The organism is Microlunatus sp. M237, from assembly GCF_056896895.1.
The window spans coordinates 82,877-106,973 of sequence record NZ_JBXHBL010000004.1 but is presented as its reverse complement, the minus strand read 5'-3'; the positions used below and the strand labels follow the sequence as shown (position 1 = coordinate 106,973).

The 24,097-nt window shown below is 67.7% G+C and carries 28 protein-coding genes; 9 read left to right on the top strand and 19 right to left on the bottom strand.

Going from position 1 to position 24,097, the window contains the following annotated elements:
• Nucleotides 1–43 precede the first annotated feature (43 nt).
• The gene (locus AC1XX3_RS16295; RefSeq protein ID WP_483322224.1) at nucleotides 44–760 is read left to right on the top strand and encodes a M23 family metallopeptidase; all 717 of its coding nucleotides are present in this window, start codon (nucleotides 44–46) and stop codon (nucleotides 758–760) included.
• Between the two features lies 1 nt (nucleotide 761).
• Here the strand turns inward: AC1XX3_RS16295 and AC1XX3_RS16290 are convergent, their stop codons facing one another.
• The gene (locus AC1XX3_RS16290) at nucleotides 762–1,676 is read right to left on the bottom strand and encodes an ANTAR domain-containing protein (protein WP_483322223.1); all 915 of its coding nucleotides are present in this window, start codon (nucleotides 1,674–1,676) and stop codon (nucleotides 762–764) included.
• Between the two features lie 258 nt (nucleotides 1,677–1,934).
• Between AC1XX3_RS16290 and AC1XX3_RS16285 the strand changes: the two genes are divergently transcribed.
• Entirely contained in the window at nucleotides 1,935–3,410 is a 1,476-nt protein-coding gene (locus AC1XX3_RS16285; RefSeq protein WP_483322222.1) for an NAD-dependent succinate-semialdehyde dehydrogenase, read from the top strand.
• A gap of 56 nt (nucleotides 3,411–3,466) precedes the next feature.
• Complete coding sequence (locus AC1XX3_RS16280) at nucleotides 3,467–4,321, top strand: 2-keto-4-pentenoate hydratase (RefSeq protein ID WP_483322221.1); 855 nt, start codon at nucleotides 3,467–3,469, stop codon at nucleotides 4,319–4,321.
• A gap of 22 nt (nucleotides 4,322–4,343) precedes the next feature.
• On the opposite strand, the gene AC1XX3_RS16275 is transcribed toward AC1XX3_RS16280, so the two are convergent.
• A complete protein-coding gene (locus AC1XX3_RS16275; RefSeq protein ID WP_483322220.1) occupies nucleotides 4,344–4,751 on the bottom strand; it encodes a hypothetical protein in 408 nt (135 codons plus the stop codon).
• Between the two features lie 106 nt (nucleotides 4,752–4,857).
• Between AC1XX3_RS16275 and AC1XX3_RS16270 the strand changes: the two genes are divergently transcribed.
• Complete coding sequence (locus AC1XX3_RS16270; protein ID WP_483322219.1) at nucleotides 4,858–6,201, top strand: MATE family efflux transporter; 1,344 nt, start codon at nucleotides 4,858–4,860, stop codon at nucleotides 6,199–6,201.
• Between the two features lie 101 nt (nucleotides 6,202–6,302).
• Here the strand turns inward: AC1XX3_RS16270 and AC1XX3_RS16265 are convergent, their stop codons facing one another.
• From AC1XX3_RS16265 to AC1XX3_RS16240, 6 genes are all read right to left on the bottom strand, one after another.
• The gene (locus tag AC1XX3_RS16265) at nucleotides 6,303–6,839 is read right to left on the bottom strand and encodes a hypothetical protein (RefSeq protein WP_483322218.1); all 537 of its coding nucleotides are present in this window, start codon (nucleotides 6,837–6,839) and stop codon (nucleotides 6,303–6,305) included.
• A 23-nt stretch (nucleotides 6,840–6,862) separates the two neighbouring features.
• Complete coding sequence (locus AC1XX3_RS16260; RefSeq protein ID WP_483322217.1) at nucleotides 6,863–7,621, bottom strand: iron ABC transporter ATP-binding protein; 759 nt, start codon at nucleotides 7,619–7,621, stop codon at nucleotides 6,863–6,865.
• Entirely contained in the window at nucleotides 7,618–8,556 is a 939-nt protein-coding gene (locus AC1XX3_RS16255) for an iron chelate uptake ABC transporter family permease subunit (protein WP_483322216.1), read from the bottom strand. The genes AC1XX3_RS16260 and AC1XX3_RS16255 overlap by 4 nt, the downstream gene beginning before the upstream one ends.
• A gap of 58 nt (nucleotides 8,557–8,614) precedes the next feature.
• Nucleotides 8,615–9,625: an ABC transporter permease gene (locus AC1XX3_RS16250; RefSeq protein WP_483322215.1), complete on the bottom strand. Its 1,011-nt coding sequence runs from the start codon at nucleotides 9,623–9,625 to the stop codon at nucleotides 8,615–8,617.
• Nucleotides 9,622–10,569: a siderophore ABC transporter substrate-binding protein gene (locus AC1XX3_RS16245; protein ID WP_483322214.1), complete on the bottom strand. Its 948-nt coding sequence runs from the start codon at nucleotides 10,567–10,569 to the stop codon at nucleotides 9,622–9,624. Before AC1XX3_RS16245 ends, AC1XX3_RS16250 begins: the two co-directional genes overlap by 4 nt.
• 189 nt (nucleotides 10,570–10,758) lie before the next feature.
• The gene (locus AC1XX3_RS16240; protein WP_483322213.1) at nucleotides 10,759–11,181 is read right to left on the bottom strand and encodes an organic hydroperoxide resistance protein; all 423 of its coding nucleotides are present in this window, start codon (nucleotides 11,179–11,181) and stop codon (nucleotides 10,759–10,761) included.
• 206 nt (nucleotides 11,182–11,387) lie between these two features.
• Here AC1XX3_RS16240 and AC1XX3_RS16235 point away from each other — a divergent pair, with 206 nt between their 5' ends.
• Nucleotides 11,388–11,654: a type II toxin-antitoxin system Phd/YefM family antitoxin gene (locus tag AC1XX3_RS16235; protein ID WP_483322212.1), complete on the top strand. Its 267-nt coding sequence runs from the start codon at nucleotides 11,388–11,390 to the stop codon at nucleotides 11,652–11,654.
• Complete coding sequence (locus tag AC1XX3_RS16230; protein ID WP_483322211.1) at nucleotides 11,651–11,908, top strand: type II toxin-antitoxin system RelE family toxin; 258 nt, start codon at nucleotides 11,651–11,653, stop codon at nucleotides 11,906–11,908. Before AC1XX3_RS16235 ends, AC1XX3_RS16230 begins: the two co-directional genes overlap by 4 nt.
• A gap of 152 nt (nucleotides 11,909–12,060) precedes the next feature.
• Here AC1XX3_RS16230 and AC1XX3_RS16225 read toward each other — a convergent pair whose 3' ends face one another.
• The 3 genes from AC1XX3_RS16225 to AC1XX3_RS16215 form a co-directional block, all read right to left on the bottom strand.
• Nucleotides 12,061–12,726 (bottom strand): SAM-dependent methyltransferase, encoded by a 666-nt coding sequence (locus AC1XX3_RS16225; RefSeq protein ID WP_483322210.1) that lies wholly within the window; start codon nucleotides 12,724–12,726, stop codon nucleotides 12,061–12,063.
• Between the two features lie 302 nt (nucleotides 12,727–13,028).
• The gene (locus AC1XX3_RS16220; protein WP_483322209.1) at nucleotides 13,029–13,904 is read right to left on the bottom strand and encodes a MerR family transcriptional regulator; all 876 of its coding nucleotides are present in this window, start codon (nucleotides 13,902–13,904) and stop codon (nucleotides 13,029–13,031) included.
• Nucleotides 13,905–14,214: 310 nt separating this feature from the next.
• Nucleotides 14,215–14,445, bottom strand: a complete 231-nt coding sequence (locus AC1XX3_RS16215) for a transposase (RefSeq protein WP_483322502.1) — start codon at nucleotides 14,443–14,445, stop codon at nucleotides 14,215–14,217.
• 183 nt (nucleotides 14,446–14,628) lie between these two features.
• Between AC1XX3_RS16215 and AC1XX3_RS16210 the strand changes: the two genes are divergently transcribed.
• The gene (locus tag AC1XX3_RS16210; protein WP_483322208.1) at nucleotides 14,629–15,474 is read left to right on the top strand and encodes an HAD family hydrolase; all 846 of its coding nucleotides are present in this window, start codon (nucleotides 14,629–14,631) and stop codon (nucleotides 15,472–15,474) included.
• A 189-nt stretch (nucleotides 15,475–15,663) separates the two neighbouring features.
• Here AC1XX3_RS16210 and rplI read toward each other — a convergent pair whose 3' ends face one another.
• The 8 genes from rplI to AC1XX3_RS16170 all read right to left on the bottom strand — a co-directional run bounded on the left by rplI (nucleotide 15,664) and on the right by AC1XX3_RS16170 (nucleotide 21,938).
• The gene (gene rplI, locus AC1XX3_RS16205) at nucleotides 15,664–16,113 is read right to left on the bottom strand and encodes a 50S ribosomal protein L9 (protein ID WP_483322207.1); all 450 of its coding nucleotides are present in this window, start codon (nucleotides 16,111–16,113) and stop codon (nucleotides 15,664–15,666) included.
• 17 nt (nucleotides 16,114–16,130) lie between these two features.
• A complete protein-coding gene (gene rpsR / locus AC1XX3_RS16200) occupies nucleotides 16,131–16,367 on the bottom strand; it encodes a 30S ribosomal protein S18 (RefSeq protein WP_483322206.1) in 237 nt (78 codons plus the stop codon).
• A gap of 92 nt (nucleotides 16,368–16,459) precedes the next feature.
• Entirely contained in the window at nucleotides 16,460–17,008 is a 549-nt protein-coding gene (locus AC1XX3_RS16195) for a single-stranded DNA-binding protein (protein WP_483322205.1), read from the bottom strand.
• 122 nt (nucleotides 17,009–17,130) lie between these two features.
• A complete protein-coding gene (gene rpsF, locus AC1XX3_RS16190) occupies nucleotides 17,131–17,421 on the bottom strand; it encodes a 30S ribosomal protein S6 (RefSeq protein ID WP_483322204.1) in 291 nt (96 codons plus the stop codon).
• Between the two features lie 176 nt (nucleotides 17,422–17,597).
• Nucleotides 17,598–18,707, bottom strand: a complete 1,110-nt coding sequence (locus tag AC1XX3_RS16185) for an ABC transporter ATP-binding protein (protein WP_483322203.1) — start codon at nucleotides 18,705–18,707, stop codon at nucleotides 17,598–17,600.
• Between the two features lie 43 nt (nucleotides 18,708–18,750).
• Nucleotides 18,751–20,049, bottom strand: coding sequence for an extracellular solute-binding protein (locus AC1XX3_RS16180; RefSeq protein ID WP_483322202.1), 1,299 nt, complete (start codon nucleotides 20,047–20,049; stop codon nucleotides 18,751–18,753).
• A 57-nt stretch (nucleotides 20,050–20,106) separates the two neighbouring features.
• Nucleotides 20,107–20,955: a carbohydrate ABC transporter permease gene (locus AC1XX3_RS16175; protein ID WP_483322201.1), complete on the bottom strand. Its 849-nt coding sequence runs from the start codon at nucleotides 20,953–20,955 to the stop codon at nucleotides 20,107–20,109.
• Entirely contained in the window at nucleotides 20,955–21,938 is a 984-nt protein-coding gene (locus AC1XX3_RS16170) for a carbohydrate ABC transporter permease (protein ID WP_483322200.1), read from the bottom strand. Before AC1XX3_RS16170 ends, AC1XX3_RS16175 begins: the two co-directional genes overlap by 1 nt.
• Before the next feature lie 204 nt (nucleotides 21,939–22,142).
• Between AC1XX3_RS16170 and AC1XX3_RS16165 the strand changes: the two genes are divergently transcribed.
• Nucleotides 22,143–23,189, top strand: coding sequence for a M48 family metallopeptidase (locus tag AC1XX3_RS16165; protein WP_483322199.1), 1,047 nt, complete (start codon nucleotides 22,143–22,145; stop codon nucleotides 23,187–23,189).
• Between the two features lie 38 nt (nucleotides 23,190–23,227).
• Nucleotides 23,228–24,040 carry a deoxyribonuclease IV gene (locus AC1XX3_RS16160; protein WP_483322198.1) on the top strand — a complete coding sequence of 271 codons (813 nt, stop codon included), beginning with the start codon at nucleotides 23,228–23,230 and terminating at the stop codon, nucleotides 24,038–24,040.
• Nucleotides 24,041–24,097: the final 57 nt, after the last annotated feature.

The following is a 24,097-nucleotide window of genomic DNA, read 5'->3' as shown; positions in this document are numbered from 1 at the left end:
GATTGCCGCGAACTCGGGACCCAAGGGGGATCGGAGGCCTGCCATGACGAGGCAGTCTCCCTCGCCAGAACCCCACGACGCAGCTGTCGTGCTGGCGTTGCCCTTCGCGGGCCGGTGGCTGGTCCAGAACAGCCCCGCCCGCCGGGTCCCGAGTCACGGTGTTGATCTGTTCGGTGAGCGGTACGCCATCGACTTCGTCGGGGTGGACGACCGCGGTCGCACCGCTGCAGGTCGCGACTGGCGTACCTTCCTGGCCGACGAGCCGCCCGAGCGGTTCGTCGGCTACGGCCGCCCGGTCCTCGCCCCGGCCGACGGCACCGTCGTCGCCATCCACGACGGCGAGACTGATCACGCGGGGCGGCGGTCCCAGCTGGCCCTGCTGCCGTATGCCCTCGGGCAGGCGCGACGGGTGCGGCAGGGGGTGGCTGCGATCGCGGGGAACCATCTGATCGTGGCCCTGCCCACCGGCGGCGCATTCGTCGCTTTGGTGCACCTGCGGAACGGGTCGTTCCGCGTCCGGGTCGGCGACGACGTAGCGACCGGTCAGCCGGTGGCGGAATGCGGCAACTCGGGCAACTCCACCCAGCCGCACCTGCACCTCCAGGTGATGGACAGCCAGGACCTGTCGGTCGCTCGCGGCCTACCGATGACCTTCCGACAGTTCCGGGAGTGGCCCCGCGGCACCGCACCGACTCAGCTGCGGCCGATCGGTCTGCCGGGCGAGGGTGCCATCGTGGAGTCAGTACTGCAAACGACCTGAGTCAGCCCGTGACCGCCGAGTCGTGCCCCCGCGCTCCAACGGGCGACGCGCTGCGCAGGTCAATACCCGCGGGCAACCGCGAGGCCAGATCGTCGGGCAGCGGGTGGTCCCGCAGCAGGTGCTCACCGAGCACGGCGGCAACCTCACGCACCTTGCGGTTGGTCGTCTGCGACAGCCTGACCAGCAGCTGCCAGGCGACCTCCTCAGAGATCCCCAGCCGCAGCATCAGCATGCCCTTGACCTGCGAGATCTCGTCGCGGCTGACGACGGCTGCGCTGAACTGCTCCACCTGCCCGGTCAGCACAGTCACCCGCTCCGCGAGCTCCTCGGCACGACGGGATGCGGCATCGGAGTCGGCGAGGGCTCCGGCGAGCATCGTGTGGTCTCGGTGGTGGGCCGCGGCCGCGGACATCAGGTCAGTGGCCAGCCGCAGCAGCTCGAGCTCGTCGTCGGCCAGGCTGGTCCGGGTTCGCGATCCGAACGACAAGGTCCCCAGCAGGTCGCCCCCATCCAGCAGCGGATAGCTGGCGTACGTACGCGCACCCAGTGACATGGCCAAGGCGAGCCGCTCATCCTCGCTCCGGTCGACATCGGAGAACGCCATCGGCCGACGCGACTCCGCGACCAGCCCACACACCGCCTCACCCAGCACCAACGTGTCCAGGGCTGGCAGGTGGTCGTCGGCGACCCCGGTGGTGGAGGCGAGCTCCAGCTCCTCGCCGTAGCCGGCGTAGCGGTAGTAGATGAAGAAGTCGAGACCCATCGGTTCGGCGACCGCCGAGAACAGGCGCCGGATCAGGACGGTGGGTGGCTCGCCCAGCGCAGAGCCGGCCGCCAGCTGCGCCAACAGGGCGAGGCTCGCCGCGTGGGTCCAACTGGCCCGCAGACCTTCCGGGATGTCGCTGATGGTCGTCACCTTTCGAAGAGAGCTTTCCAGGTGCGACCGAGGTCGCGGGTTCACAGCTGCGACGAGGTCGCGGCGTTCACAGGTGCGACGAGGTCGCGGGGTCGGTCTTGGCCGCACAACGTGGCTGCAGCGATTCTTCCCCATCCGACGAGCATCCGCGGGCCCCGCTCGTGACTTGGTCCAACTTGCTCGTGCGCCTGGCCGGCTGCGGAAGAACGCTGCGGAGTAGCCTCCACGGATGAGAGATCTCCGAGCTGGGAGGACCAGATGAGCGTCGATCCCGCAGAGTTGCTGCGGCGCGTTCCGCGTGAGCTGCACATCGCCGGGCGGTGGGTGCCCGCCGGGACCGGCCGGACTTTCGAGGTGGTCAATCCCGCCACCGGAGCGTCGCTGGCCAGCGTGGCCGATGCCGACGCCGGCGACGGGCTTCGCGCCCTCGACGCGGCCGTCGCCGCCGCGGAGGAATGGGCAGCGACACCGCCGCGGCAACGGGGTGAGATCCTGCGGCGAGCGTACGAGCTGGTGCAGCAGCACCGCGCTGAGCTCGGTCTGCTGATGACCCTCGAGATGGGCAAGCCGTTGGCCGAGTCCGACGGTGAGGTCACCTACGGCGGGGAGTTCCTGCGCTGGTTCAGCGAGGAAGCCGTCCGGATCACCGGCCGCTACGGCATCAACCCCGAGGGCAACGGACGGACCGTGGTCAGCCAGCGACCGGTCGGACCGTGCTATCTGATCACCCCGTGGAACTTCCCCCTCGCCATGGCCACCCGCAAGATCGCACCGGCCCTGGCCGCGGGCTGCACAGTGGTGGTGAAGCCCGCTGAGCTGACCCCGCTGACCACGCTGTTCTTCGTCCAGCTGCTGACCGAGGCCGGGCTTCCCGCCGGAGTCGTCAACGTCATCACCACCACGACGGCGAAAAAGACGTCGGCTGCGATCCTCTCCGATCCGCGGCTGCGCAAGCTCAGCTTCACCGGGTCCACGCCCGTTGGGATCAGCCTGCTGAAGCAGGCCGCCGACCAGGTGCTGCGGACCTCGATGGAGCTCGGCGGCAACGCCCCCTTCCTGGTCTTCGACGACGCCGACCTCGACGCAGCCGCCGACGGGCTGATGCTGGCCAAGTTCCGCAACACCGGCGAGGCGTGCACGGCCGCCAATCGGATCCTGGTGCACGAGTCGATCGCGAAGCGGTTCACCGCCACGCTGGCCGAACGGGTCCAGCAGCTGAGGGTCGGCGACGGCACCGACCCCGACACCCGAATCGGCCCGTTGATCGAGGAGAAGGCCCGGCGCAAGGTGCAGGAGCTGGTCGACGAGGCAGTCGAGCAGGGTGCCTCCGCGGTCGTCGGCGGCGCCCCGATCGAGGGCGAGGGCTTCTTCTACGCCCCGACCGTCCTGACCGATGTGCCGCCGCGGGCTCGGATCAGCCGGGAGGAGATCTTCGGCCCGGTGCTGCCGATCACCACCTTCGCCGACGAGGACGAAGCAGTCCGGCTCGCCAATGACACCGAGTACGGACTGGTCAGCTACGTCTACACCACCGACCTGGCCCGGGGGCAGCGGATGATCGAGCGCCTCGACACCGGGATGATGGGGCTGAACGTCGGCGTCATCTCCAACGCCTCAGCTCCGTTCGGCGGCGTGAAGCAGTCCGGACTCGGACGTGAAGGCGGCTTGGAAGGCATCGCCGAATACCTGTCGGCGAAGTACACGATGACGCCGGACCCGTTCCAGCGCCTCTGAGACAGCTGCCTGCGGTCCGCGGAAACCGCGGGCGTACCTCGCTCTAGGCTGAGCCCATGACCGACCCGCTCGAGGACGAGGCCCGCAGACGCCGGCACGCCGACGAGGCCCACAGACGCCGGCACGCCGACGAGGCCGCTGCCGCTGCCTTCGTGACCGCCCGCCTGCAGGCCCGCCCCCTGGCCGACTTCCCCGGGCCGGTCCCGGCGGACCTGGCCGCCGGCTATCGGATTCAGGATCTGGCCATCGCCGGCTGGCCCGACCAGGTGGCGGGCTGGAAGATCGGCTACATCGCACCGGAACGTCGTGATGCCAGCGGCGACGAGCGGCTGATGGGTCCGATCTGGCGCGGACAGCTGACCGCGTCGGGTGACGGGGCGCCCGCCTTGGTGTTTCCCGGTGGGTTCGGCGCCGTCGAGGCCGAGTACGTCATCCGGCTCGAAGCCGACGTCGACCCCGACCGAGGCGTCTGGTCGGCGTCAGAGGCGCTCCGGCACCCGGCCACCCTGCACCTGGGACTGGAGGTCGCCAGCAGCCCTCTGGCCAGCATCAACGCCCTGGGCCCGACCGTCACGGTGGCTGATTTCGGCAACAACAACGGGCTGGTGGTGGGTGCCGAGATCACCGACTGGCGTGAGCGGTCGCCGTCGTCGCTGACCACCGAGACCGCGGTCGACCAGGTGGTGGTCGGCACCGGCGGTGCCGAGCGGCTACCCGGTGGGATCGGCGCCGCGCTCGCGTTTCTCTTCACCCGAGCCGCCCAGCGTGGCATTGCCCTGCGCGCCGGCGACCATCTCGCGACGGGCGCCTCGACCGGCATCCACGAGGTGACCGCTGGGCAGACGGCAGTGGTTCGCTTCGCCGGCCACGGGGAGATCGCCGTGGCCGTGGAGCACGCCCAGCCCCGCTGACCACCGGATCCGCCACCCGGGATCAACCGCTGATCTGGTCCTCCGGCTGCTTCGCCACGTCGGCATCGTCGCTCTCGGTGTCCGCGCCCGGTGCATCAAGGCCGGCCACGTCAGCACCGACGGCACCTGGCCCGTCCGGGGCCTGTGGGGTGTCGGTGGCCTCGGTGTCGTCGGCGGGCTCGGGAGCGTCATTCGCCTCCGAGGTGGCACTCTGCTGCGATCCGCGTGCCGGGCGAGCGGCCTTGTCGACCTCGCTGTGCTCGTCCAGGACGTCGTCCAGCGCCTCGCGGACCGCCTGCCGGGTGGCCAGCCGGACCGACGCTGCGGACTGCAGCTCAGGGGTGTCCGCGTCGGCCAGCCGCTGACGTTCGGTCCGCTCTCCGTCCAGCGCACGGTCTCGGGCGTATCGGATGCGTTCCCAGATGTCCATGACTGCCCCTTACCCAGCCATCGGGTTCATAGCGCTTTCTCGACCCGGCGCGGTCACCGAGGACGCCGAGATGCGCGCCGAGGGCGGCGCCTGATATCCCTGGGCGGTGACCCGTACCACCCCGCCTCCCGCGACGCGACCGACCAACCGGGCTCTGGACAAGGAGATCTTCGCGCTCGCCCTACCGGCCTTCGCCACCTTGGTGTCGGAGCCGCTGCTGCTGCTGAGCGACTCGGCGATCATCGGCCATCTCGGCACCACCCAGCTCGCCGGGCTGGGGGTGGCCGCAAACGTCCTGGGCATCCTCACCGGCCTGTCGATCTTCCTGGCGTACGGCACCACCTCGTCGGTCGCGCGCCGGCTCGGCGCCGGCGACCGGGCCGGTGCCCTGGCCGGCGGGCTCGACGGGATGGTGCTGGCGCTCGTCCTGGGGCTGCTGCTCTGCGGCGCACTGCAGCTGGCGATGCCCGCCGTGATCGGGCTCTACGACGTCGGTCCGCAGGTGGCCGACCACGCCATCACCTATCTGCGGATCGCCGCCTGCGGACTGCCCTCGATCCTGCTGCTCCTGGCCAGCACCGGGGTGCTGCGCGGGCTGCAGGACACTCGGACCCCGCTCTACGTCGCGATCATCACCAACCTGGCCAACATCGTGCTCAACCTCGTCCTGGTGTACGGCGTCGGGCTCGGTATCGCCGGCTCGGCCTGGGGAACCCTGATCGCGCAGACCGCCGCCGCGGTGGTGCTCGCGGTGATCGTCGTCCGCGGCGCGCGCCGCGAGCACGCGCCCATCACCCTGCGGCCGGCGGGCGTCCTGCGGGCCGCCCGGGCGGGTGTGTGGCTGGTGGCCCGGACCGCCACGTTGCATGCCGCGATCACCATGACGACGCTGGTCGCCGCCACCGGTGGCGCGGTGGCCCTGGCCAGTCATCAGGTGATCAGCTCACTCTGGGCGCTGTTGGCGTTCGCGCTCGACGCCATCGCGATCGCCGGCCAGGCCATCATCGGCCGTCAGCTCGGTGCCGGACAGGTCGCGCTCGGCCGGGCCATCACCCGGCGGATGGTGGGCTGGGGTGTGGTCTGCGGGGTCGCGTTCGGCCTCCTGCTGCTCCTCACCCGCCCGCTCTATGTCGGTCTCTTCTCCCCCGACCCCGCGGTGCAGGACACGGTCACCCGGGTGCTGCTCGTGGTCGCGGTGATCACGCCGATCGCCGGTGTCGTCTTCGTCCTCGACGGAGTCCTGATCGGCGCGGGCGATGGCCGCTACCTCGCTCTTGCGGGGCTGCTGGCGCTGCTCGCGTACATCCCGCTGGTGCTCATCGTTCATGCGCTGGACGCGGGGTTGCTGTGGCTCTGGGTCGCCTACGGCGGCTTCATCACCGCCCGGGCGGTCACCTTGGTCCTGCGGGCCCGGGGCGACGCGTGGGTCCGCGTCGGCGCTCCCGCCTGAACCCGGCGAACCCCGCCCATCCCCATCCCCGCCCAGCCACGACCAGCCCGATCCCGAGCCGCCGCGTCGACAGCTGAGCGAACACAGACCTGCCCGACGTCCTACTGCAGCTCCGGCCGGGTGGGATACCAGGAGAGGTCGATCCGCTCCTTGCTCTGCCGAGCCCCCCAGAGCAGCAGGGCGGCGGCCACCAGCGTGGCCAGGAAGGCGAACCCGAGGCTGGCGTCCACCCCCGCACCGGCGATCATCAGCCGGGCCACGACGGGGAGGACCCCGCCGAGGGCCAGCAGAGCGCCGGCGACCACCAGCAGCCGCCACAACCAGCGGTTGACCTCCTCACCGGCCAAGACCCAGAAGGTGGCCGCCGCCAGAACAAGGCCCAGCTCCTGCGCCGCGAGGCCGGCGTAGGCGACGTTGCAGGCGAACGCCAGCAGACCGGAGGCCGCCGGGCCGAAGGAGGCGACCTGGACGTTGAGGAAATACGACCCCGCCGGGATCAGCCAGTCGCCGTACCCGACGTCGGAGCCGATCGTCAGGTTGGGCAGCACCAGGCTGAGCAGCAGCGAGACCCCGACCAGCACCGTCAGCCGGAGCCGACGGCTGCGCTCGGAGCGTGGGTCGGGTGCCGCATCAGTCATGGCCTCGACCCTAATCGCAGGTGCTAGCTGTAGTAGACCCCGATCCGACGGCCGTCGATGACGTGGACGTCTACGTCCAGCCCGAACACCTCGCGCAGCGGTCCGGGAGCAATGACCTGCTCCGGTGTTCCCTGCAGCACGACCCGCCCGTCCTTCATGGCCACGATGTGGTCGGAATAGGCGGACGCGAAGTTGATGTCGTGGATGACGAGGACGACGGTCTTGCCGAGCTCGTCGGCCGCGCGGCGCAGGATTTGCATCATCGCCACCGCATGGCTCATGTCCAGGTTGTTGAGCGGCTCGTCCAGCAGCACATAGTCGGTGTCCTGGCACAGCACCATGGCGACGAAGGCCCGCTGCCGTTGCCCGCCGGAGAGCTCGTCGAGGAACCGGTCAGCCAGCTCGTGCAGGTCCAGATAGTCGAGCGCCTGATGAATGCGTTGCTCGTCCACCACGGTCAACCGCCCGCGCGAGTGCGGATAGCGACCGAACGCCACCAGGTCACGCACGCTCAGCCGAGCGGTGAGGTGGTTCTCCTGCCGGAGGATCGACAGTCTCTTCGCCAGCTCGATGCTGGGCACCCGGCTGACGTCGAGACCGTCGACGACGATGCGGCCGGCGTCCATCGGGAGGAGCCGCGAGATCATCGAGATCAAGGTCGACTTCCCGGCGCCGTTGGCCCCGATGATCGAGGTGACGCCACCGCTCGGCAGCTGCAGGTCGACGTCGTCGACCACGCGCAGCGTGCCGTACGCCTTGGTGACGCCGAGCACGTCGATCATCGCCGCACCCCTCTGACCACGAGCAGGATGAACACGATTCCTCCGACGAACTCGATGATGACGCTGAGCACAGTGCCCAGGCCGAATACATGTTCCAAGATGGTCTGGCCACCGACCAGGGCGATCACGGCCAGCAGGACCGCCGCCGGCAGCAGCACGGCGTGGCGGTGGCTCTGCGTCAGCTGGTGCGCGAGGCTGGCCACCAGCAGGCCGAAGAAGGTGATGGGCCCGACCAGGGCGGTCGAGACGGACACCAGCAACGCCACGACCACCAGCAGCCGCATGACCAACCGACGGTGGTCGACGCCCAGTGCCGTGGCGAGGTCCCGGCCAAGACTGAGGACGTCGAGATCGCGCCGGGCGCTCCACAGCAGCACAGTGCAGCCGAGGACGATCACCGTCGAGATGATCAGCAGCTGCGGGTTCACCGCGTTGAAGCTGGCGAACAGCCGGTCCTGCAGCACCACGAACTCGTTCGGGTCGATGAGGCGCTGCAGGAACGCCGAGATGCTGCGGAAGAAGGTCCCGAGGACGATGCCGACCAGCAGCAGCAGATGCAGCGACTTCCGCGGCCCGCCGAACAGCCAGCGGAACAGCAGCGTCGAGGCGGCCACCATGACGACCACCTCCCCGCCGAACTGCAGCACCGGCGGCACCGCCCCCAACGCGAACGAGCCGAGGAAGAAGACCAGGCAGGTCTGGATCAAGGCGTAGAGCGAGTCGAAGCCCAGAATCGAGGGGGTGAGGATCCGGTTCTCGGTCACGGTCTGGAAGATCACCGTGGACACCGCGATCGCGAAGCTGACGAGCACGAGCGCGGCCAAGCGCCGGCCGCGGAACGGGAGGACGAAATCCCAGCTGCCCTGGGCGCCAACCACGAGGAAGGCGATCACCGCGGCAACCGCGAGCCCGCCGAGGACCGCGAGAACCCGCACGGGACGGCGGGAGACCCCTATCGCGGACCCAGGCTCGACCGCGGTCGGCATTGTCGTCTCAGCCGACACGAGCAGACCTCCGAAGCAGCAGGAACAAGAAGAGCGCTGCCCCCACGACACCCACCACGACACCGATGGGGATCTCGTAGGGGAACCGGACCAGCCGCCCAAGGATGTCGCAGACGAGGACGAAACCAGCACCGAGCACCGCCACCCACGGCAGCGACCGACGCAGATTGTCGCCGACCATCATGCTGACGATGTTGGGGACCACGAGACCCAGGAACGGCAGACCGCCGACGACGACCACCACGACCGCGGTGACCAGGGAGACCACGACCAGCCCGATCGCGAGGGTCCGGCGGAAGTTGAGGCCCAGGTTGGTCGTGAACTCCTCCCCCAGGCCGGCCACCGTGAACCGGTTGCCGGCCAGATAGATCACCACGGTGAGCGCACCGACCGCCCAGAGCAGCTCATAGCGGCCGGCGATGACTCCTGAGAAGTCGCCCGTCATCCAGGCCGACAACGTCTGGAGCAGGTCGGCGTTGAAGGCGATGTAGGTGGACACAGCGCCGATCACCCCCGACAGCATCAGACCGACCAGCGGCACCAGCACGACTGATCGCAGTGGCAACGCGCGAAGGATGCGGACGAACACCAAGGTGCTCAGCAGCGCCACGGCAGCCGCGGCGAGCATCTTGCCCCACAGGGGGAGGCCCGGGGCGAAGATGGTCACCAGCAGCAGGCCGAGACCAGCCCCTTCGGTGGTGCCGATGGTGGACGGCTCGACGAACCGGTTCCGCACCAGCATCTGCATCACCAGGCCGCAGATGGCCATCGCCGACCCAGCCAGCAGGATGGACAACGTCCGGGGCAGCCGGCTCAGCAGGAGCACCTGGACGGCCCGGCTGTCGGCGGACTCGGCTCGCAGCAGAGTTGCCGGCGTCACGTCGCTGACCCCGATGAAGAGACTTCCGACGGCGACCACGAGGAGCCCGGCGACCGCGCCGACCAGGACCAGCCGGCCCCGTCCGACGTGGTGCGCCAGGCCCACCTCCACCACCGTCATCGCGTGAGGGCGGTCTTCACCTCGTTGGTGATCGCCTGCAGGTTGGTGAGGCCACCGCTGACGATGTACCAGGCGACGGGATCGACGTAGACGATCTGGCCCTTCTGCGACGCCGTCGTCTTGCGCACCAGCTCGTTGTCGAGCACCCGCTCTGCGTTCGCCGTACCGTTACCGGTCGCCGCGTCACGGTCGACGACGAACATCCAGTCCGGGTTCGTCTCCAGCAGGAACTCAAACGAGACCGCCTCGCCGTGGGTGGCCTTCTCCACGTCTTTGATGACGGGCGTCACGCCCAGCTCGTCGTGCAGGAACCCGAACCGGGATCCGGGGCCGAACGCCGTCACCTCACCCGCGTTGGTCATCACGATCAAGGCGTTGCCGGCCGACTTCGCGAGCTTGGATACCTCCGCGATGCTCTGGTCCAGCTCGGCGACCATGGCCTTCACCTCGGCGTCCTTGTTGAACACGGTGCCCAGAATCTCGGCGTTCTTCACCACCGAGTCCTTGAAGTTCGCCGCATCGTTGGAGAGGTCGATGGTCGGCGCGATCTTGCTCAGCTCGGGATAGACCGCGGCCGAACGGCCGGCGACGATGATCAAGTCAGGCTTGGCGGCATTGACGGCCTCGTAGTCCGGCTCGAAGAGCGTGCCGATATTGGTGTACGCCTCGTCGCTGAACTTCTCCAGCCCGCCCGGCAGGTTGGCCTTGGGCAGCCCCGCAACCTTGACTCCCAACGCGTCCAGCGTGGTCAGCGCTGCCATGTCGAAGGTGAGGACGCGGGCGGGGTTCACCGCCACGGCGGTCTCGCCCTGGGCATGGGCCACGGTGATCGTGGGGGCGGCTGATTCGGCTGGTGCTGCGCCATCGACCGTTGTGCCGCATCCGGCGAACAGAACGGCACCGGCCGCCACGACGGCGACCATGGCACGAGAGAAGAGAGACAAAGAGGACCTCCTTAGTAGGTATGGGTAACCTAACTAAGGCGGACCTAATCTCCAAGCCGCCGCCACATAGTGGACCAGGCCTCCGACTCCGTGCACCACCTCGACCGCACCGCTCGACTCGGCGTCGCCTGGACCGCTCGCCCGCTCGCTCGGTGGCAGACATAGTCGCGGCGCGGCGTTGAGTCGATGTCAGGCGGTGACGGTCTCCAGGACAACGGGGATGTTGCCCCGAGTCGCGTTGGAGTACGGGCAGACCTGGTGCGCCGCCTCGACCAGCTGCTCAGCCGCGGCTTGGTCGATCCCGCCGAGCTCGACGTGGAGTGTCACCTCGAGGCCGAAGCCGCCGGCGTCGTTCGGGCCGATGCCGACCTCGGCGGTCACGGCGGAGTCGGAGAAGGTCGCCTTCTGGGCCCGTGCCACAGACTTGAGCGCGCTGTGGAAGCAAGCGGCGTAACCCGCCGCGAAGAGCTGCTCGGGGTTGGTGTGGCCTCCGGGACCACCCATCTCCCGCGGGATGGCCAGGTCGAAGTCGACCAGGCCGTCTGAGGACCGGGTGTGACCTTCGCGACCTTCGCCGGTGGCGGTGGCGACAGCGGTGTAGACGACAGACATGTGACTCCTTGGTAGAGAGACGCTCCTTCTAGGCTGGCACGACAGTGGCCGCACGATCCGATCGGGGCCAAAGACGCGGCGGCAGAGTGGAACGTCACCTACCGCGGACCGCCTGTCGAACGGCCCGGCATCGAGCGATAGGCGGAGCGCCGACTGAACACTGTGCCGAATTGTACGTTTCAGCGCATTCGACATATCGTAAGGACATGACTGAGGTGACTGTGTCGGAGGCTCGGGCTCGGTTGGCGGACGTTGTTGACGAAGCGCGGGTCGGCCATGACCCGGTATACCTCACCCGACGCGGCCGGCGGGTGGCCGCGGTGATCGACGCAGACGACTTGCAGCGTCTGATCGCGGCTGCCGAGGATCTAGCGGACATCAACGCGGCCCGGGCGGCGCGCGCAGAGATGGCTCAGACCGGTGAGACCCCGATCCCGTGGGAACAGGTCAAGGCGGACCTGGGTCTCGCGTGACCTATCGGATCGACCTCGCCCCTGCGGCGGCGCGCCAGCTACGGAAGCTTGATCCGCCCGCGCGTCGCCGTATCCAGGCGGTGGTCGAACTTCTTGCCGCCGATCCGAGACCGGCGGGGGCGAAGAAGCTCGTTGGTGGTGACGGGGAGTGGCGCGTTCGTACCGGCGATTACCGGGTGATCTACGAGGTTCGTGACGACGTTCTCGTCGTGCTAGTTATGGCGGTGGGTCATCGCAGCGAGATTTACCGCTGATTCCTTCGGGCCTGGATTGCGCCATGACCGTCTGAGCCGAATATAAGCTACAAGCCAACCGCCGCCGGGCTGACCTGCTCTCGACCTTCAGGTAACGGTTCCTTTGTGTCAACGGCCAAGGTCTACCGGAATCGGTCAGAGCCGGACGGCCGTTAGGCCTGTGCCTTGACCGCACTGACCAGGGCGAAGCCGATGTCGTCGGGTTCGACCGAGGCCAGCATCGTCAGGAGCGGATCGCCGTCGCCTGCACCGGTCGCCCGTGCCCACAGCATCCAGTCGTCCCTGCTGCCGGGCTGCATCCGGGCGGTGACGTCCTTGACCAGGCCGGTGAGCTCCCAGTGCTGTCGCCACCAGTCCGGCGCATGCCACGCTGCGGCCTCCCAACCGGCCAACGCCGTTACCTGCTTGGGTGGGGCCTGGAGATAAGGGTCGATCTTTAGCGCCGGGGTCGAGATGGCGATCCGGCCGCCGGGCTTGAGGACGCGGAGCAGGGTCGGCAGCAGGTGCACGTCGGTGCCGAAGTACTCGAAGGCGTCGACGCTGACGATGGCGTCGAATTCGGCGTCGTCGAACGGTAGGTGTCGTACGTCGCCAATCGACACGGAGATCTGGTGAGCGAAGCCGGCGGCGTTGACCACCGCCCGGAGGTCATCCTCGTCGACCCACCGGTCGAACGCAGAGACGAGGACGTCTGCCTCTCGAGCCAGAAAGATCGCTGTAGCCCCTCGACCGCAGCCGAGGTCGAGGACGCGGCCGCCCGGGCTGAGGCGCAGGTCGGGGAGCAGGTCTTCCAGCTGCCACAGCGGGTGCGGTCCCATGTCCAACGCGAGCAACCAGTCGGGGTCATACCGGCTTGAACGAGGGAAACGGTCTGGCCTGTTCAAGATGTGCACCCTGCCAGCGTCGCTGGATGATCAAGCGTGTGCAACTGAGAACTCACTGTCCCGTGGGCCAACGGGGTACCGGTGCACGAGTGACAGAGTGTTTGGTGAACGCCAGCGCGCCCGCATGGACCACCTTCGACCGTCAGATAACGGTTCCCCCCTCACTGTCAAACCCGCTGAGGCTAGCAGCACAATCTAGGTGAGTCGGCGAAGGCGAAGCGGCGTTCTGGACCACCTCATCCTTCGCGATGTACGGCGGTGGTGATGACGAGTTCTACTCCTACTGGAGTTCCGTTGGCGTCGAGTAGTCCGACTTGGCGCACTTGCCCGTCTAGTGCCTCGTTACCTTCGACGAGCTGCTCTTCGAGATGTACCGCTGCTGCCACTGGTACTCCTGCCATGGTTTGCTCAGCCTGGTCATCTGTCCCGCCCATCGGGTGCAGCACCTGAACCAGCGCCTCGGTCCGCTCAGGCAGCACGCCGGTCCGAACTTGCAACCCTTGCACAGCGAGGGTTCTCGCGGGCAATTCGTTCACCGGCCAGCACAGCACGATTTGCACCGACTTCTCGTCCTCGCTGGAGGTCAGCGTCGTCCACCACGGTCCGACTACTGTGACACCGGCCTCCGTCAGCGCTGCATACAGACTGGCGAAAGCCGCGTTCGCGGTCTCATCATCAAGGTCTAGCTGGTCTGACGTTTTGCGCCCCGAGTCGTAAGGGACGTCGAGAACGGCACCGACCCACGGTTGGGCTACTGCATGGCGCCGCTGCAGCTGCACTGGCTCTTCATAATCCTCGAGCAACTTCCGGCCGGACGTGAGCGCAGCGCGCTCGTCAGCCTGGCGCGCGAGTACCTGTGCTGTGTGAGCATCGAGGAGCTCGGTGGAGCGGTCCGGGTCAGAGGCAACCACTTGTCCGGCCAGCTCCAACGGCACACCCATTCGCCGCAGCACAGCGAGCTGTGCGCCACGACGTATCTGGTCTGGCCGGTAGCGGCGGTAGCCGCTGGCGACGTCAACCTCAGCGGGGGTGAGCAACCCCATCTCGTCGTAGAGGCGTAGCGCTTTGGCGCTGAGTCCAGTGCTCTGGGCGAACTGCCCAATACTCATCATGTTGATGGATCCTTCCACTGCCGGTACTTCCGGCTACAGGACGAGGGTCAGGCTTACCGCTAGGGAAAGGTCAAGCCGCTCCTGGTACACAGGATCCCGGTCACACTCATCTAGAAGGGCTGACCTCGGACCGCGAAGACGCCCCGCCCTCAGATAACCTCCTCTATCTGAGGGTCCTGCAGGGCTGTCTCGTGCAGGACGGGCAATCCGGTCTGGTCGTCGACGGCGGGTCTGTCCTGCGGCGGAAGCTGGTCGAGCGCGCTCACGTCATCCGCGAGCGCGCGGAACACCACGTCGTAGAGCCGCCGCTTCAGACAGCGCGTGGCCTCGAGCGCGGTCTTCCCGGCGTCGCGCTTGCGCAGGTAGTAGTCGCGGCCGGCTCCGGGCAGGCGGACCTGGACGAGCGCGGCGATGTGGAGGGCGTAGCTGAGCCGTCACCGCCGCGGTTCAGGCGGTGCCGGACGTGGTCGCCGGAACTGACGTCGACGGGTGCGATGCCGGTGTAGCTGGCGAAGTTGGCCTTGCTCGGGAAGCGTCGGATCGGGGACCGACGTCATTGCCGCATTTCCCAACGTCGCGGCTGCCGCCTGCCCGCGGCCGCCGGTGGGCGCCGGTGGGCGCCGGTGGGCGCCGGTGGGCGCCGGTGGGCGCCGGTGGGCGCCGACAGCGCAGGTTGATTCGGGCCATCGGCGGTGCACCGAAGTTGGATGGATAGATTGGGCCGGTGTCGAGCAGCGCCAGTGTCACCGCCCGGCCCCTCTACGTGTCCGACCTGGACGGAACGCTCCTCGGCCGCGACCAGACCCTCAGCCGTCGCACGATCAGCGTGGTCAATGATCTGGTCGGCGCTGGCGTGCTGTTCACCTACGCGACCGCCCGCTCGTTCACCTCGGCGGCGCGGGTAACTGCGGACCTGCGCCTTGAAGCGCCGGTGGTCACCTATGGGGGTGCGGTGATCGTCGATCCTCGATCCGGGCAACCGAGACCAGCCACGATGATGCCCGCCCGGGCCGTGTCCGCGATCCAACAGGCCAGCGTCAAGCACGGCGTACAGCCGATCGTGTTTGTCATCCACCAGGGCCGCGACCGGGTCACCTGGCTGCAACCGCACGTCACGCTTCAGATCGAGGGGTTCCTGGCCCGCCGTCGTCATGACCCGAGACTGATGCCGCTCGATAGCTGGGACACCATCGACAGCACCAGCGTGTTCTACACCTCGATCATCAGCGACGAACGTACTCTGCGCAGGCTCCACGAGCAGGTGACTGATGATCTTGAGGGCTGCCATGTCGTGCTCAGCGAGGACATCTACACCCCAGGCGAGTTCTGGCTGGAAGTCAGCTCAACGGCCGCGACCAAGGCGGCCGCGCTCAGCGCGCTCAGAGACGAGCTGACCGCCGACCGGCTCGTATGTTTCGGCGACAACCACAACGATCTGTCGATGTTCGCCGTCGCCGACCACGCCATCGCCGTCGGCAACGCCGCACTCGAAGTGCAACGCGCCGCCGATGAGATCATCGGCGACAACACCATCGACGCCGTCGCCGAATGGCTCGCAGTGCACGCCTAATCTCGCACCGCAAAGGGGCTCCGCCACTGGCGCCCCGAGCGGCCGGAATGGAGGGGACGGCGCGACTCGTCGTCTTGCCGGTGGTCCCCAGTCGAGGCGCATGTCTCCGGAACCGACGGATGCCCTGGAACGACAAAGCACCGGCTCGCAGAACGCGAACCGGTGCATCGTCTGGGTGGTGCGAAGAGGTCAGCCCTGGACGACGAGCGTCAGCGGCACGTGCGCGGTGACCGCGTCGTGCAGCTTCACGCCGACGGTGTGGGTACCGACGTTCTTGATCGGCTTGCCGATCTCGATGCTGCGCTTGTCGACGGACGGGCCGCCGGCCTTCTTGATCGCGGAGGCGACGTCAGCCGCAGTGACAGCACCGAACAGCTTGCCGGTGTCGCCAGCGCGGACGGGCAGCTCGACGGTGAGACCCTCGATCTGCTCGCGCACCTCCTGGGCGTGGTCCAGACCACGGATCTCGCGAGCGTCACGGCTGCGCTTGATGCCCTCGATCTGCTTCTCGCCGCCACGGGTCCAGCGGATGGCGAAGCCACGCGGGACGAGGTAGTTACGGCCGTAGCCGTCCTTGACCTCGACCACGTCGCCGGCCACGCCGAGCTTGTCGACCGCTGCAGTCAGAATGAGCTTCATATCTGTTACTCCTCGACTCAGCGGGCCGTCGAGGCATACGGCAACAGCGCAACCTCGCGGGCGTTCTTGATGGCGATGGCGACCTTGCGCTGCTCCTGCACGGACAGCCCGGTCACCCGGCGAGCGCGGATCTTTCCACGCTCAGAGATGAACTTCCGCAGGGTCGCGGTGTCCTTGTAGTCGATGTTCTGGCCGGCCTTGAGAGGGTTGGACTTCTTCTTGACCTTGCGCTGAACAGGTGGGGAACTGGCCATTGTGGTGCTCTCCTTCCGAGCCCGGCCCGGGTCCTGTTACCCGTGGCCGGAATGTGCCGAATGTTTGGTTGATGTCCTCGCTGATCCGAAGATCAGAAGGGAGGCTCTTCGCTCTGGGGCGCTGCCCAGGGGTCGGAGCCGGTCGAACGCGAGCCGCCCGACGAGCCGCCGGAATTGCCGCTCGCCCACGGGTCGTCTCCGAAGCTGCCGCCGCCTCCGCCACCGCCGCCGCCGCCGCCGGAGGGTCGGCCACCACCGCCGCCGCCCTGGCCGCCACCCGAGGAACGGGTGACCTTGGCCGTGGCGTACTTCAGTGCGGGGCCGATCTCGTCGACGTCGATCTCGAAGACCGTACGGCGCTCACCCTCACGCGTCTCATAGCTGCGGGACTTGAGCCGTCCCTGCACGATGACCCGCATGCCCTTCTGCAGCGACTCGGCGACGTTCTCCGCAGCCTGACGCCAGACGGCGCAGTTGAGGAACATCGCGTCGCCGTCTTTCCACTCGTTGGTCTGACGATCGAACGTCCGAGGGGTCGAGGCGACGGTGAAGTTCGCCACGGCTGCACCCGAAGGGGTGAAGCGGAGCTCCGGGTCGGCGGTGAGGTTGCCGACCAGGGTGATGAGGGTTTCGCCTGCCATGTGGGTCTCCGTGATTGACGTGAGTGTGTCGAGAGGCTGCCGCGTCGACCTGACGCGGACGGTCGCCCCTCAGCGTGCCAGGGGCTACCGACAGTTCGCAGCCGTCGGATCAGATCTGTGGATCAGCGGACGTCGGGTCGGATGACCTTGGTGCGCATGATCGACTCGTTGATCGAGAACTGGCGATCCAGTTCCTTCACGTCGGCCGGGTTGGCGGTGAGGTCGATGACCGCGTAGATCCCCTCGGTCTTCTTCTGGATCTCGTACGCGAAGCGACGACGACCCCAGATGTCCAGGTTGTCCACGGTGCCACCACCCTTGGTGATGACGGTCAGGAACTGCTCGAGCGTGGGCTGAACCGTACGCTCATCGGTGTCGGGGTCCATGATGACCATGACTTCGTACTTACGCATGCGCGAACTCCACCTCCTCTGGTCTCAACGGCCGTGGGACGTCCCCATGGCAGGAGGGCGAATGCTTGACGCGGACCGCTCTGCGGGCCCGAATCTGTGGCGCACCCCACGATCTCGGGCACGCCAACACCGAAACGATACCGGCTGCAGCGTCGTGCAGCGAATCGTCGCGATCCTCAGTGCTCCAGCGCGCGGCCCGTCTCGCTGTTGAAGTAGTAGGCCTCCTTGGCCCGCGGGTGGACGTGCAGCACATCGCCGATGCTCGGCTTCAGATGCTTGTCAACGCGGACCGCGACCCGCTCCGACCGCACAGTGACATCATCGGCCTCGCGGACCGGCCTGCCGTAGACGAACGACTCCGAGCCCAACGCCTCCAGCAGCTCGACCCGCAGCTGCAGCGCCCCGTCCGCATCAGGCTCGGACAGGTCCCACGACTCCGGCCGGAGGCCGAGCGTCACCCGGTCGCCGGCGCGGTCGGCCAGCTCGCGTGGCATCGGCAGCTCGACCGACCCGTCGCCGAGCCAGGCCGAGCCGTTACGCACCGGCACCCCATCGACCAGCGTGATTCCGGGCGACCCGATGAAGGCGGCGACGAACGTGTTCACCGGGTGCTCGTAGAGCTCCTCCGGCGGCGCCACCTGCTGCAGCTTGCCGTCGAGCAGCACCGCCACCCGGTCGCCCATGGTCATCGCCTCCACCTGGTCGTGGGTGACGTAGACCGTGGTGGTCCCCAGCCGACGCTGCAGGCTGGCGATCTGTGACCGGGTGCTGAGCCGCAGCTTCGCGTCGAGATTGGACAGCGGCTCGTCCATGCAGAACACCTTCGGACTGCGCACGATGGCGCGCCCCATGGCGACCCGCTGCCGCTGACCACCCGACATCTTGGCCGGCTTGCGCTTGAGCAGCGGTTCCAGCTCGAGCACCTCGGCCGCCTCCGCCACCCGACGCCGGATCTCGTCCTTCGGCATCTTGGCGTTGCGCAGGGCGAACGCCATGTTCTCCTCGGCCGTCATGTTCGGATACAGCGCATAGCTCTGAAAGACCATGGCCACGTCACGGTCCCGGGCCGGGGTGCCGACCATGTTCTTGCCGTCGATCAGGATCGCGCCGCTGTCGATCGGCTCCAGGCCCGCCAGCATCCGCAGCGACGTGCTCTTGCCGCAGCCCGACGGGCCGACGAGGACCAGGAACTCGCCGTCGGCGATGTCGAGGTCGAGGGAGTCGACCGCAGGGTCGCTCGTCTTGTCGAAGTGGCGCGACGCCCCCTCGTACTTGACGGTTGCCATAGTTGTCCTCGCTTCTAGAAGTGGTCCGCGAACCCCGCGTGGGTCAGAGCTTGGGCTTGATGTCGCGGTCGATGACTTCCTGCGTCTCGGTCGCCAGCTGACCGAACACCGTGGCGACGTCCTCGCCGCGGGTGATGCGGTCCAGCCCGGCGCCGATCCGCAGGCCGCCACCCGGCACGAAGACGCGGGCGTAGTCCTGGGACTTGGTGAACGGCAGCTGCTCGACCGCCGTGCGGGACCGCGGGTTCTTCTCCAGGTATGCCAGCTCGCGAGGATCCTTCAGCGCCGACTTCCGGGTCGGCATGTAGCCGGTGGCCTGGGAGAAGGTGATCGTGTTGTCGGTGTTGGTGATGAAGTTGATGAACTTCATGGCCAGTGCCTTGCGCTCGTCGGAGATGCCGTTCGGGATGGCGAGACCGGCGCCGCCGGTCGGGCAGCTCAGCACTCCCTCCGGAGCCGGCAGGAAGGCCGTGCCGTAGTCGAACTTGGCGGTCTTGGCCAGGCCGCCCAAGGTGCCGGTGGAGTCGATGAAGCCGGAGGTGATCCCAGCGGCGAAGTCGCTGCTCGGCTCCTTGGCGATCCGCAGGTACTTGTCCTTGAACAGCTGCTGCATGAACTTGCCGGCCTCCAGCGACTTCGGGTCGCTGAAGGTGGGCTCCCACTCACGCGAGTACGCCCCACCGAACGACCAGATCATGCCCTGGAAGTACCAGTCGAGGTAGTCGGTGCCGTCGCTGATCGCCATCGCGCCCTTGGATCCCTGGCTGGCCAGCTTCGGACCCCACTCGGCGAACTCCTGCCAGGTCTTGGGTCCGCGGTCCGGCAGACCGGCGGCTTCCCAGATCCCCTTGTTGTAGTAGAACAACGGGGTCGACCGGGCGTAGGGCAGCGCGTAGTGCTTGTCCTTGAAGGCGTAGTCGGCGAACAGCGAGTCGACGTAGTCCTCGGTCTCCACTCCGGCGTCGGCGTAGAGGTCGTCCATCGGCGCTAGCGCCTCGTTGAGGGCCAGGTTGAACCAGGTGACATCGGAGACGACCAGGACGTCAGGCAGCTCACCGCCGGAGAGGGCGGCGTTGAACTTCTGGGCCACCTCCTCGTAGTTGGCGCCGGCATCGATCAGGTTCACCTTGGTGCCCGAGTTGGCGGCGATGAAGTCATTGCCGAGCTTGGTCTCGAGCTCCTTGGACTGCCCGGGGTGGTTGCTCCAGAAGTTGATGGTGCCCGGCTCGCCCTCCTGGGCCTCACCGGATCCACCGCCGGTGCCGGCGCAGGCGCCGAGGGTCAGAGCTGACGCGGTGGCGCCGGAGAGGGTGAGGAACCTGCGTCGGTTCATATCGTTCATGAGAAATCCTCGAATCTGTGTGGGTGGTCCGAAGACCGTGGAGAGGAAAGAAAAGGTCTAGCCCTTGACAGCACCGGAGGTGAGGCCCTTGATCATCTGACGCTGCAGGAAGAGGAAGATCACCAGGATCGGCAGCATGGTCAGCACCGTGCCGGCCATCACCGGACCCCAGTTCGTCAGTCCCTCGTTGTTCTGGAGCAGGGTCAGGCCCACCGGGAGCGGAGCGGTTGCTGCGGTGTCAGCCATCAGGAACGGCCACAGGTATTGGTTCCACTCGGTCACGATCGTGATCAGGGTGAAGGCCACAACGGTCGGCCACGACATCGGCAGTACGACCCGGAACAGCATCTTCATCGGCCGCGCCCCGTCCATCCGGGCTGCCTCGATGATCTCGTAGGGCAAGGAGAGGAAGTGATTGCGCATCAGGAACGCCCCGAACGCCACCCCGGCCAACGGCACGATAATCCCCTGGAACGTGTTGCGCCACCCGAGCCCGGCGACCAGGGCGTAGTTGGAGATCACCGTGATCTGGTTGGGCACCATCAAGGCGGCCAGGATGAGGATGAACAGCAGGTTCCGCCCGGGGAAGCGGAGGAACGCCAGCGCGTAGGCCGAGAGAACGCCCAGGGTGACCTCGACGACGGTCAGGATCGCGGTGATCAGGATCGAGTTGCGCAGGTAGGCCAGGAACGGCACATCGGAGGTCACGACCGAGTAGTTCTGCGGGAAGAACGGGTTCGGCCACCACGTCGCCGGCTGGACGTAGATGTCCGTCCGCTCCTTCAGCGACGTGATCAGGATCCAGTACAGCGGGGCGCCGACGATGAGCACCACGCCGACGATGGCGGCATAGCCGGCGATCTTCGCGCCCAGGCCCTTCTCGAGCGCGGTGTCGGTCGTGGCCATCAGACGTCCTTCCTGTCCATCACACGGACCTGGAACAGCGTGATGGCGAGCAGCACCAAGAACATGATGGTGGCCACCGTGGCGCCATAGCCGGCTCGGGAGTTCACGAACGTCTCCTGGTAGACCTGGAAGACCATCGTGGTGGTGCCGTTGCCGACGGGACCGCCGCGGGTCATCACGTTGATGATGTCGAAGACCTGCACGGAGTTGAGCAGGACCGTGATCGAGAGGAAGAAGGTGGTGGGGCGCAGCTGCGGCAGCGTCACGCGCCAGAACTTCGTCAGGGCCGAGGCCCGGTCGATCTCCGCCGCCTCGTCCAGCTCCATCTGCCGGCCCTGCAGGGCGGCGAGATAGATCACGAAGGTATAGCCGATGTTCTTCCAGATGTAGGTGACGGTGACCATGACCATCGCCCACGTCGGGTCCTGGTAGAAGTCGGGCACCGCCTGGCCGATCTTCGCCAGCAGGTCCCGAATGAGGCCGAAGTTCGGGTCGAAGACGAACTGGAACGCAACACCGATCGCGGCGCCGGAGATGACGTACGGTGCGAAGACCAGAGACCGGACGAAGTTGCGACCGCGGAGCTTCTGGTCCAGCAGGAACGCGAGCAGCAGCCCGAGCACCAGTGACCCGACCACGGTCGCGAGCGTGAACACCACCGTGTTCCACACGATGATCCCGGTGTCTCGGGCGCCGAACCACTCCCGGTAGTTGTCGATCCCGATGAAGCGCGCACGGGGCGAGGAGATGTTCCAGTTGTAGAAGGAGAGCCGGATGTTGTCGATCAGCGGCCGGTACGTGAAGACCAGCAGCAGGATCACGTTGGGGGCCAGCAGGGCCAGGGCGAGGAACCACTCACCCCAGGGCCGCGGACCCTTGGCCGGAGCCGAGCCGCCAGCCCGGGAAACCGTCGTAGAAGCGCCCGACTGATTCGGTTCGTCAGAGGTCGACGAACCTTGGGCGCGCAGCGGTGGGGCGGACATGCCTGCAGTTTGCCATAGCGGCGATGAACAAATCGTTGCGCAAGGCAAACGCCTCCCCCCGCGTTCGATAACTTCTGTGCATCGAAGCCCCCTGGACCGGCAAAAGTCCTTGCCTCGACCCCGATCGGACCCATCTGCACTTCAGCTGTCGACCCCACCCGTCGCGCGCCTGCACTGAACGGACCCACGGCGTAGATTCTGGTCATGACCCAGACCCGTCGCGCCGTCCGCTCTGGACGTATCCGGTTCCCCGATCTGAGCCCGCGGGCGTATGAGCACCCGGCCGACCGGGGCGCACTGGTGGCCTTGCGGGCGATCCCGGGCTTCGACGGGGTGCTGAAGGCCATCTCCGGCGCGATCGGCGAACGCAGCGTCCGGCTGCTCTATCTCGCCACCTCGGTCCGGGTGTCACCGCGGCAGTACCCCGACCTCCACCAGATCGTCAGCGAATGCGCGACCACCTTGGATCTCCAGCCGATCCCGGAGCTGTACGTCCAGCAGGACCCGGTCCCGAACGCCATGACGATCGGGCTCGACAGGCCGATCATCGTCATCAGCACCGGCATGCTCAACCTGGTCGACGACGACGGCCTGCGGTTCGTGATCGGCCACGAGGTCGGGCATGTGCTCTCGGGCCACGCCGTCTATCGCACCATGCTGATGCAGCTGATCCAGATCTCCGCCTCGATCCAGTGGATGCCGATCGGCGCCTGGGGGCTGCGGGCGATCATCGTCGGGTTGAACGAGTGGTTCCGCAAGTCGGAGCTCTCCGGGGACCGAGCGGGGCTGCTGTGCGTGCAGGACCCCAAAGCGGCGCTGCGGGTCCATGCCTCGCTGGCCGGAGCGCAGGACCCCGACGAGATGGACGTCGCCGGCTTCTTGGACCAGGCGGCGGAGTATGAGTCGAAGGGCGACGTCCGCGACAGCCTGTTGAAGATCCTCCAGATCAGCAACCAGGACCACCCGCTAGCGGCCCAGCGCGCGGCCGAGCTGCAGAAATGGGCCGCGGACACCGAATACCTCGACATCCTCGCCGGCGACTATCCCCGTCGATCCCAGGACAAGGACGCTCCGTTGAGCGAGGACGTCAAGGCGGCGGCCGGCTCCTACAAGAACGCTTTCGCCACCTCCTCGGACCCGCTGTTCAAGGTGGTCGGCAAGATCGGCGGGGTGGTCGGCGGGGTCGGCGGCTTCGCCGCCAGCCGGATGCGCGACTGGTGGCAGTCGGGGCCCGAGCGCCCCGGCGAGTGAGTCCCACCGTTGTCCGACCCGGCGGCTAGGGTCGAGGAATGACCGCAGCAGACCCGAGCACCCTTCCGATCGGTGGTCACGGCGACCAGGTCGACCCGATCGCCGAGGCGACCGCCCGCCAGGCCACCCTGGCCCAGTTCTTCCTCGGCGACCCGCAGGGGTGGAAGGGACCTCGCGTGGCGTTCGACGGCGGCGCCGCGGCCCTGAAGTCGGCGGCGGAGCAGGCCGGCATCGCCTTGTATGTGCACGCGCCGTACGTCCTCAACGTGGCCACCTCCAACAACCGGATCCGGATCCCCAGCCGCAAGCTGCTGCAGCAGACGGTGACCGCCGCCGCCGAAATCGGCGCAGCCGGCGTCATCGTGCACGGCGGCCATGTGCTCAAGGAAGACGACCCCGCTCTCGGCTTCGAGAACTGGCACAAGTGCATCGACCGGCTGGAGCTGAGTGTGCCGCTGCTGATCGAGAACACCGCGGGCGGCGACAACGCCATGGCTCGACGGCTGGACCGGATCGCGAGGCTCTGGGAGGCGGTCTCGACCGCGGAGGGCAGCGACCAGGTCGGGTTCTGCCTCGACACCTGCCACGCGCACGCGGGCGGCGAGGACCTGGTCGGGCTGGTGGACCGGGTCAAGGCGATCACCGGCCGGATCGACCTGGTGCACGCCAACGACTCACGCGACGCCTTCGACTCCGGCGCCGACCGACACGCCAACTTCGGGGTCGGCCACGTCGGCGAGCAGGCACTGGTCGAGGTCGTCCGCACCGCAGGGGTGCCGGTGGTGGTGGAGACGCCCGGCGGGGCCGAGGGCCAGGGCAGCGACATCGCCTGGCTCCGCGAACGCCTCTGAACCGCAGCCGACCACGCCGCCGCCGGCCACCGTGGCGGAGCCGGTCGGCTAGTCTCC

What these genes read in the sequence shown, in the direction of transcription:
- rpsR (WP_483322206.1), bottom strand. Translation starts at nt 16,367, where the DNA reads ATGGCCAGTTCCCCACCTGTTCAGCGCAAGGTCAAGAAGAAGTCCAAC.
- AC1XX3_RS16225 (WP_483322210.1), bottom strand. Translation starts at nt 12,726, where the DNA reads ATGGGACCGCACCCGCTGTGGCAGCTGGAAGACCTGCTCCCCGACCTG.
- AC1XX3_RS16260 (WP_483322217.1), bottom strand. Translation starts at nt 7,621, where the DNA reads ATGATCGACGTGCTCGGCGTCACCAAGGCGTACGGCACGCTGCGCGTG.
- AC1XX3_RS16170 (WP_483322200.1), bottom strand. Translation starts at nt 21,938, where the DNA reads ATGTCCGCCCCACCGCTGCGCGCCCAAGGTTCGTCGACCTCTGACGAA.
- AC1XX3_RS16235 (WP_483322212.1), top strand. Translation starts at nt 11,388, where the DNA reads ATGACTGAGGTGACTGTGTCGGAGGCTCGGGCTCGGTTGGCGGACGTT.
- AC1XX3_RS16165 (WP_483322199.1), top strand. Translation starts at nt 22,143, where the DNA reads ATGACCCAGACCCGTCGCGCCGTCCGCTCTGGACGTATCCGGTTCCCC.
- AC1XX3_RS16295 (WP_483322224.1), top strand. Translation starts at nt 44, where the DNA reads ATGACGAGGCAGTCTCCCTCGCCAGAACCCCACGACGCAGCTGTCGTG.
- AC1XX3_RS16285 (WP_483322222.1), top strand. Translation starts at nt 1,935, where the DNA reads ATGAGCGTCGATCCCGCAGAGTTGCTGCGGCGCGTTCCGCGTGAGCTG.
- AC1XX3_RS16240 (WP_483322213.1), bottom strand. Translation starts at nt 11,181, where the DNA reads ATGTCTGTCGTCTACACCGCTGTCGCCACCGCCACCGGCGAAGGTCGC.
- AC1XX3_RS16220 (WP_483322209.1), bottom strand. Translation starts at nt 13,904, where the DNA reads ATGATGAGTATTGGGCAGTTCGCCCAGAGCACTGGACTCAGCGCCAAA.
- AC1XX3_RS16160 (WP_483322198.1), top strand. Translation starts at nt 23,228, where the DNA reads ATGACCGCAGCAGACCCGAGCACCCTTCCGATCGGTGGTCACGGCGAC.
- AC1XX3_RS16250 (WP_483322215.1), bottom strand. Translation starts at nt 9,625, where the DNA reads ATGACGGTGGTGGAGGTGGGCCTGGCGCACCACGTCGGACGGGGCCGG.
- AC1XX3_RS16185 (WP_483322203.1), bottom strand. Translation starts at nt 18,707, where the DNA reads ATGGCAACCGTCAAGTACGAGGGGGCGTCGCGCCACTTCGACAAGACG.
- rpsF (WP_483322204.1), bottom strand. Translation starts at nt 17,421, where the DNA reads ATGCGTAAGTACGAAGTCATGGTCATCATGGACCCCGACACCGATGAG.
- AC1XX3_RS16275 (WP_483322220.1), bottom strand. Translation starts at nt 4,751, where the DNA reads ATGGACATCTGGGAACGCATCCGATACGCCCGAGACCGTGCGCTGGAC.
- AC1XX3_RS16280 (WP_483322221.1), top strand. Translation starts at nt 3,467, where the DNA reads ATGACCGACCCGCTCGAGGACGAGGCCCGCAGACGCCGGCACGCCGAC.
- rplI (WP_483322207.1), bottom strand. Translation starts at nt 16,113, where the DNA reads ATGAAGCTCATTCTGACTGCAGCGGTCGACAAGCTCGGCGTGGCCGGC.
- AC1XX3_RS16195 (WP_483322205.1), bottom strand. Translation starts at nt 17,008, where the DNA reads ATGGCAGGCGAAACCCTCATCACCCTGGTCGGCAACCTCACCGCCGAC.
- AC1XX3_RS16265 (WP_483322218.1), bottom strand. Translation starts at nt 6,839, where the DNA reads ATGACTGATGCGGCACCCGACCCACGCTCCGAGCGCAGCCGTCGGCTC.
- AC1XX3_RS16180 (WP_483322202.1), bottom strand. Translation starts at nt 20,049, where the DNA reads ATGAACGATATGAACCGACGCAGGTTCCTCACCCTCTCCGGCGCCACC.
- AC1XX3_RS16175 (WP_483322201.1), bottom strand. Translation starts at nt 20,955, where the DNA reads ATGGCCACGACCGACACCGCGCTCGAGAAGGGCCTGGGCGCGAAGATC.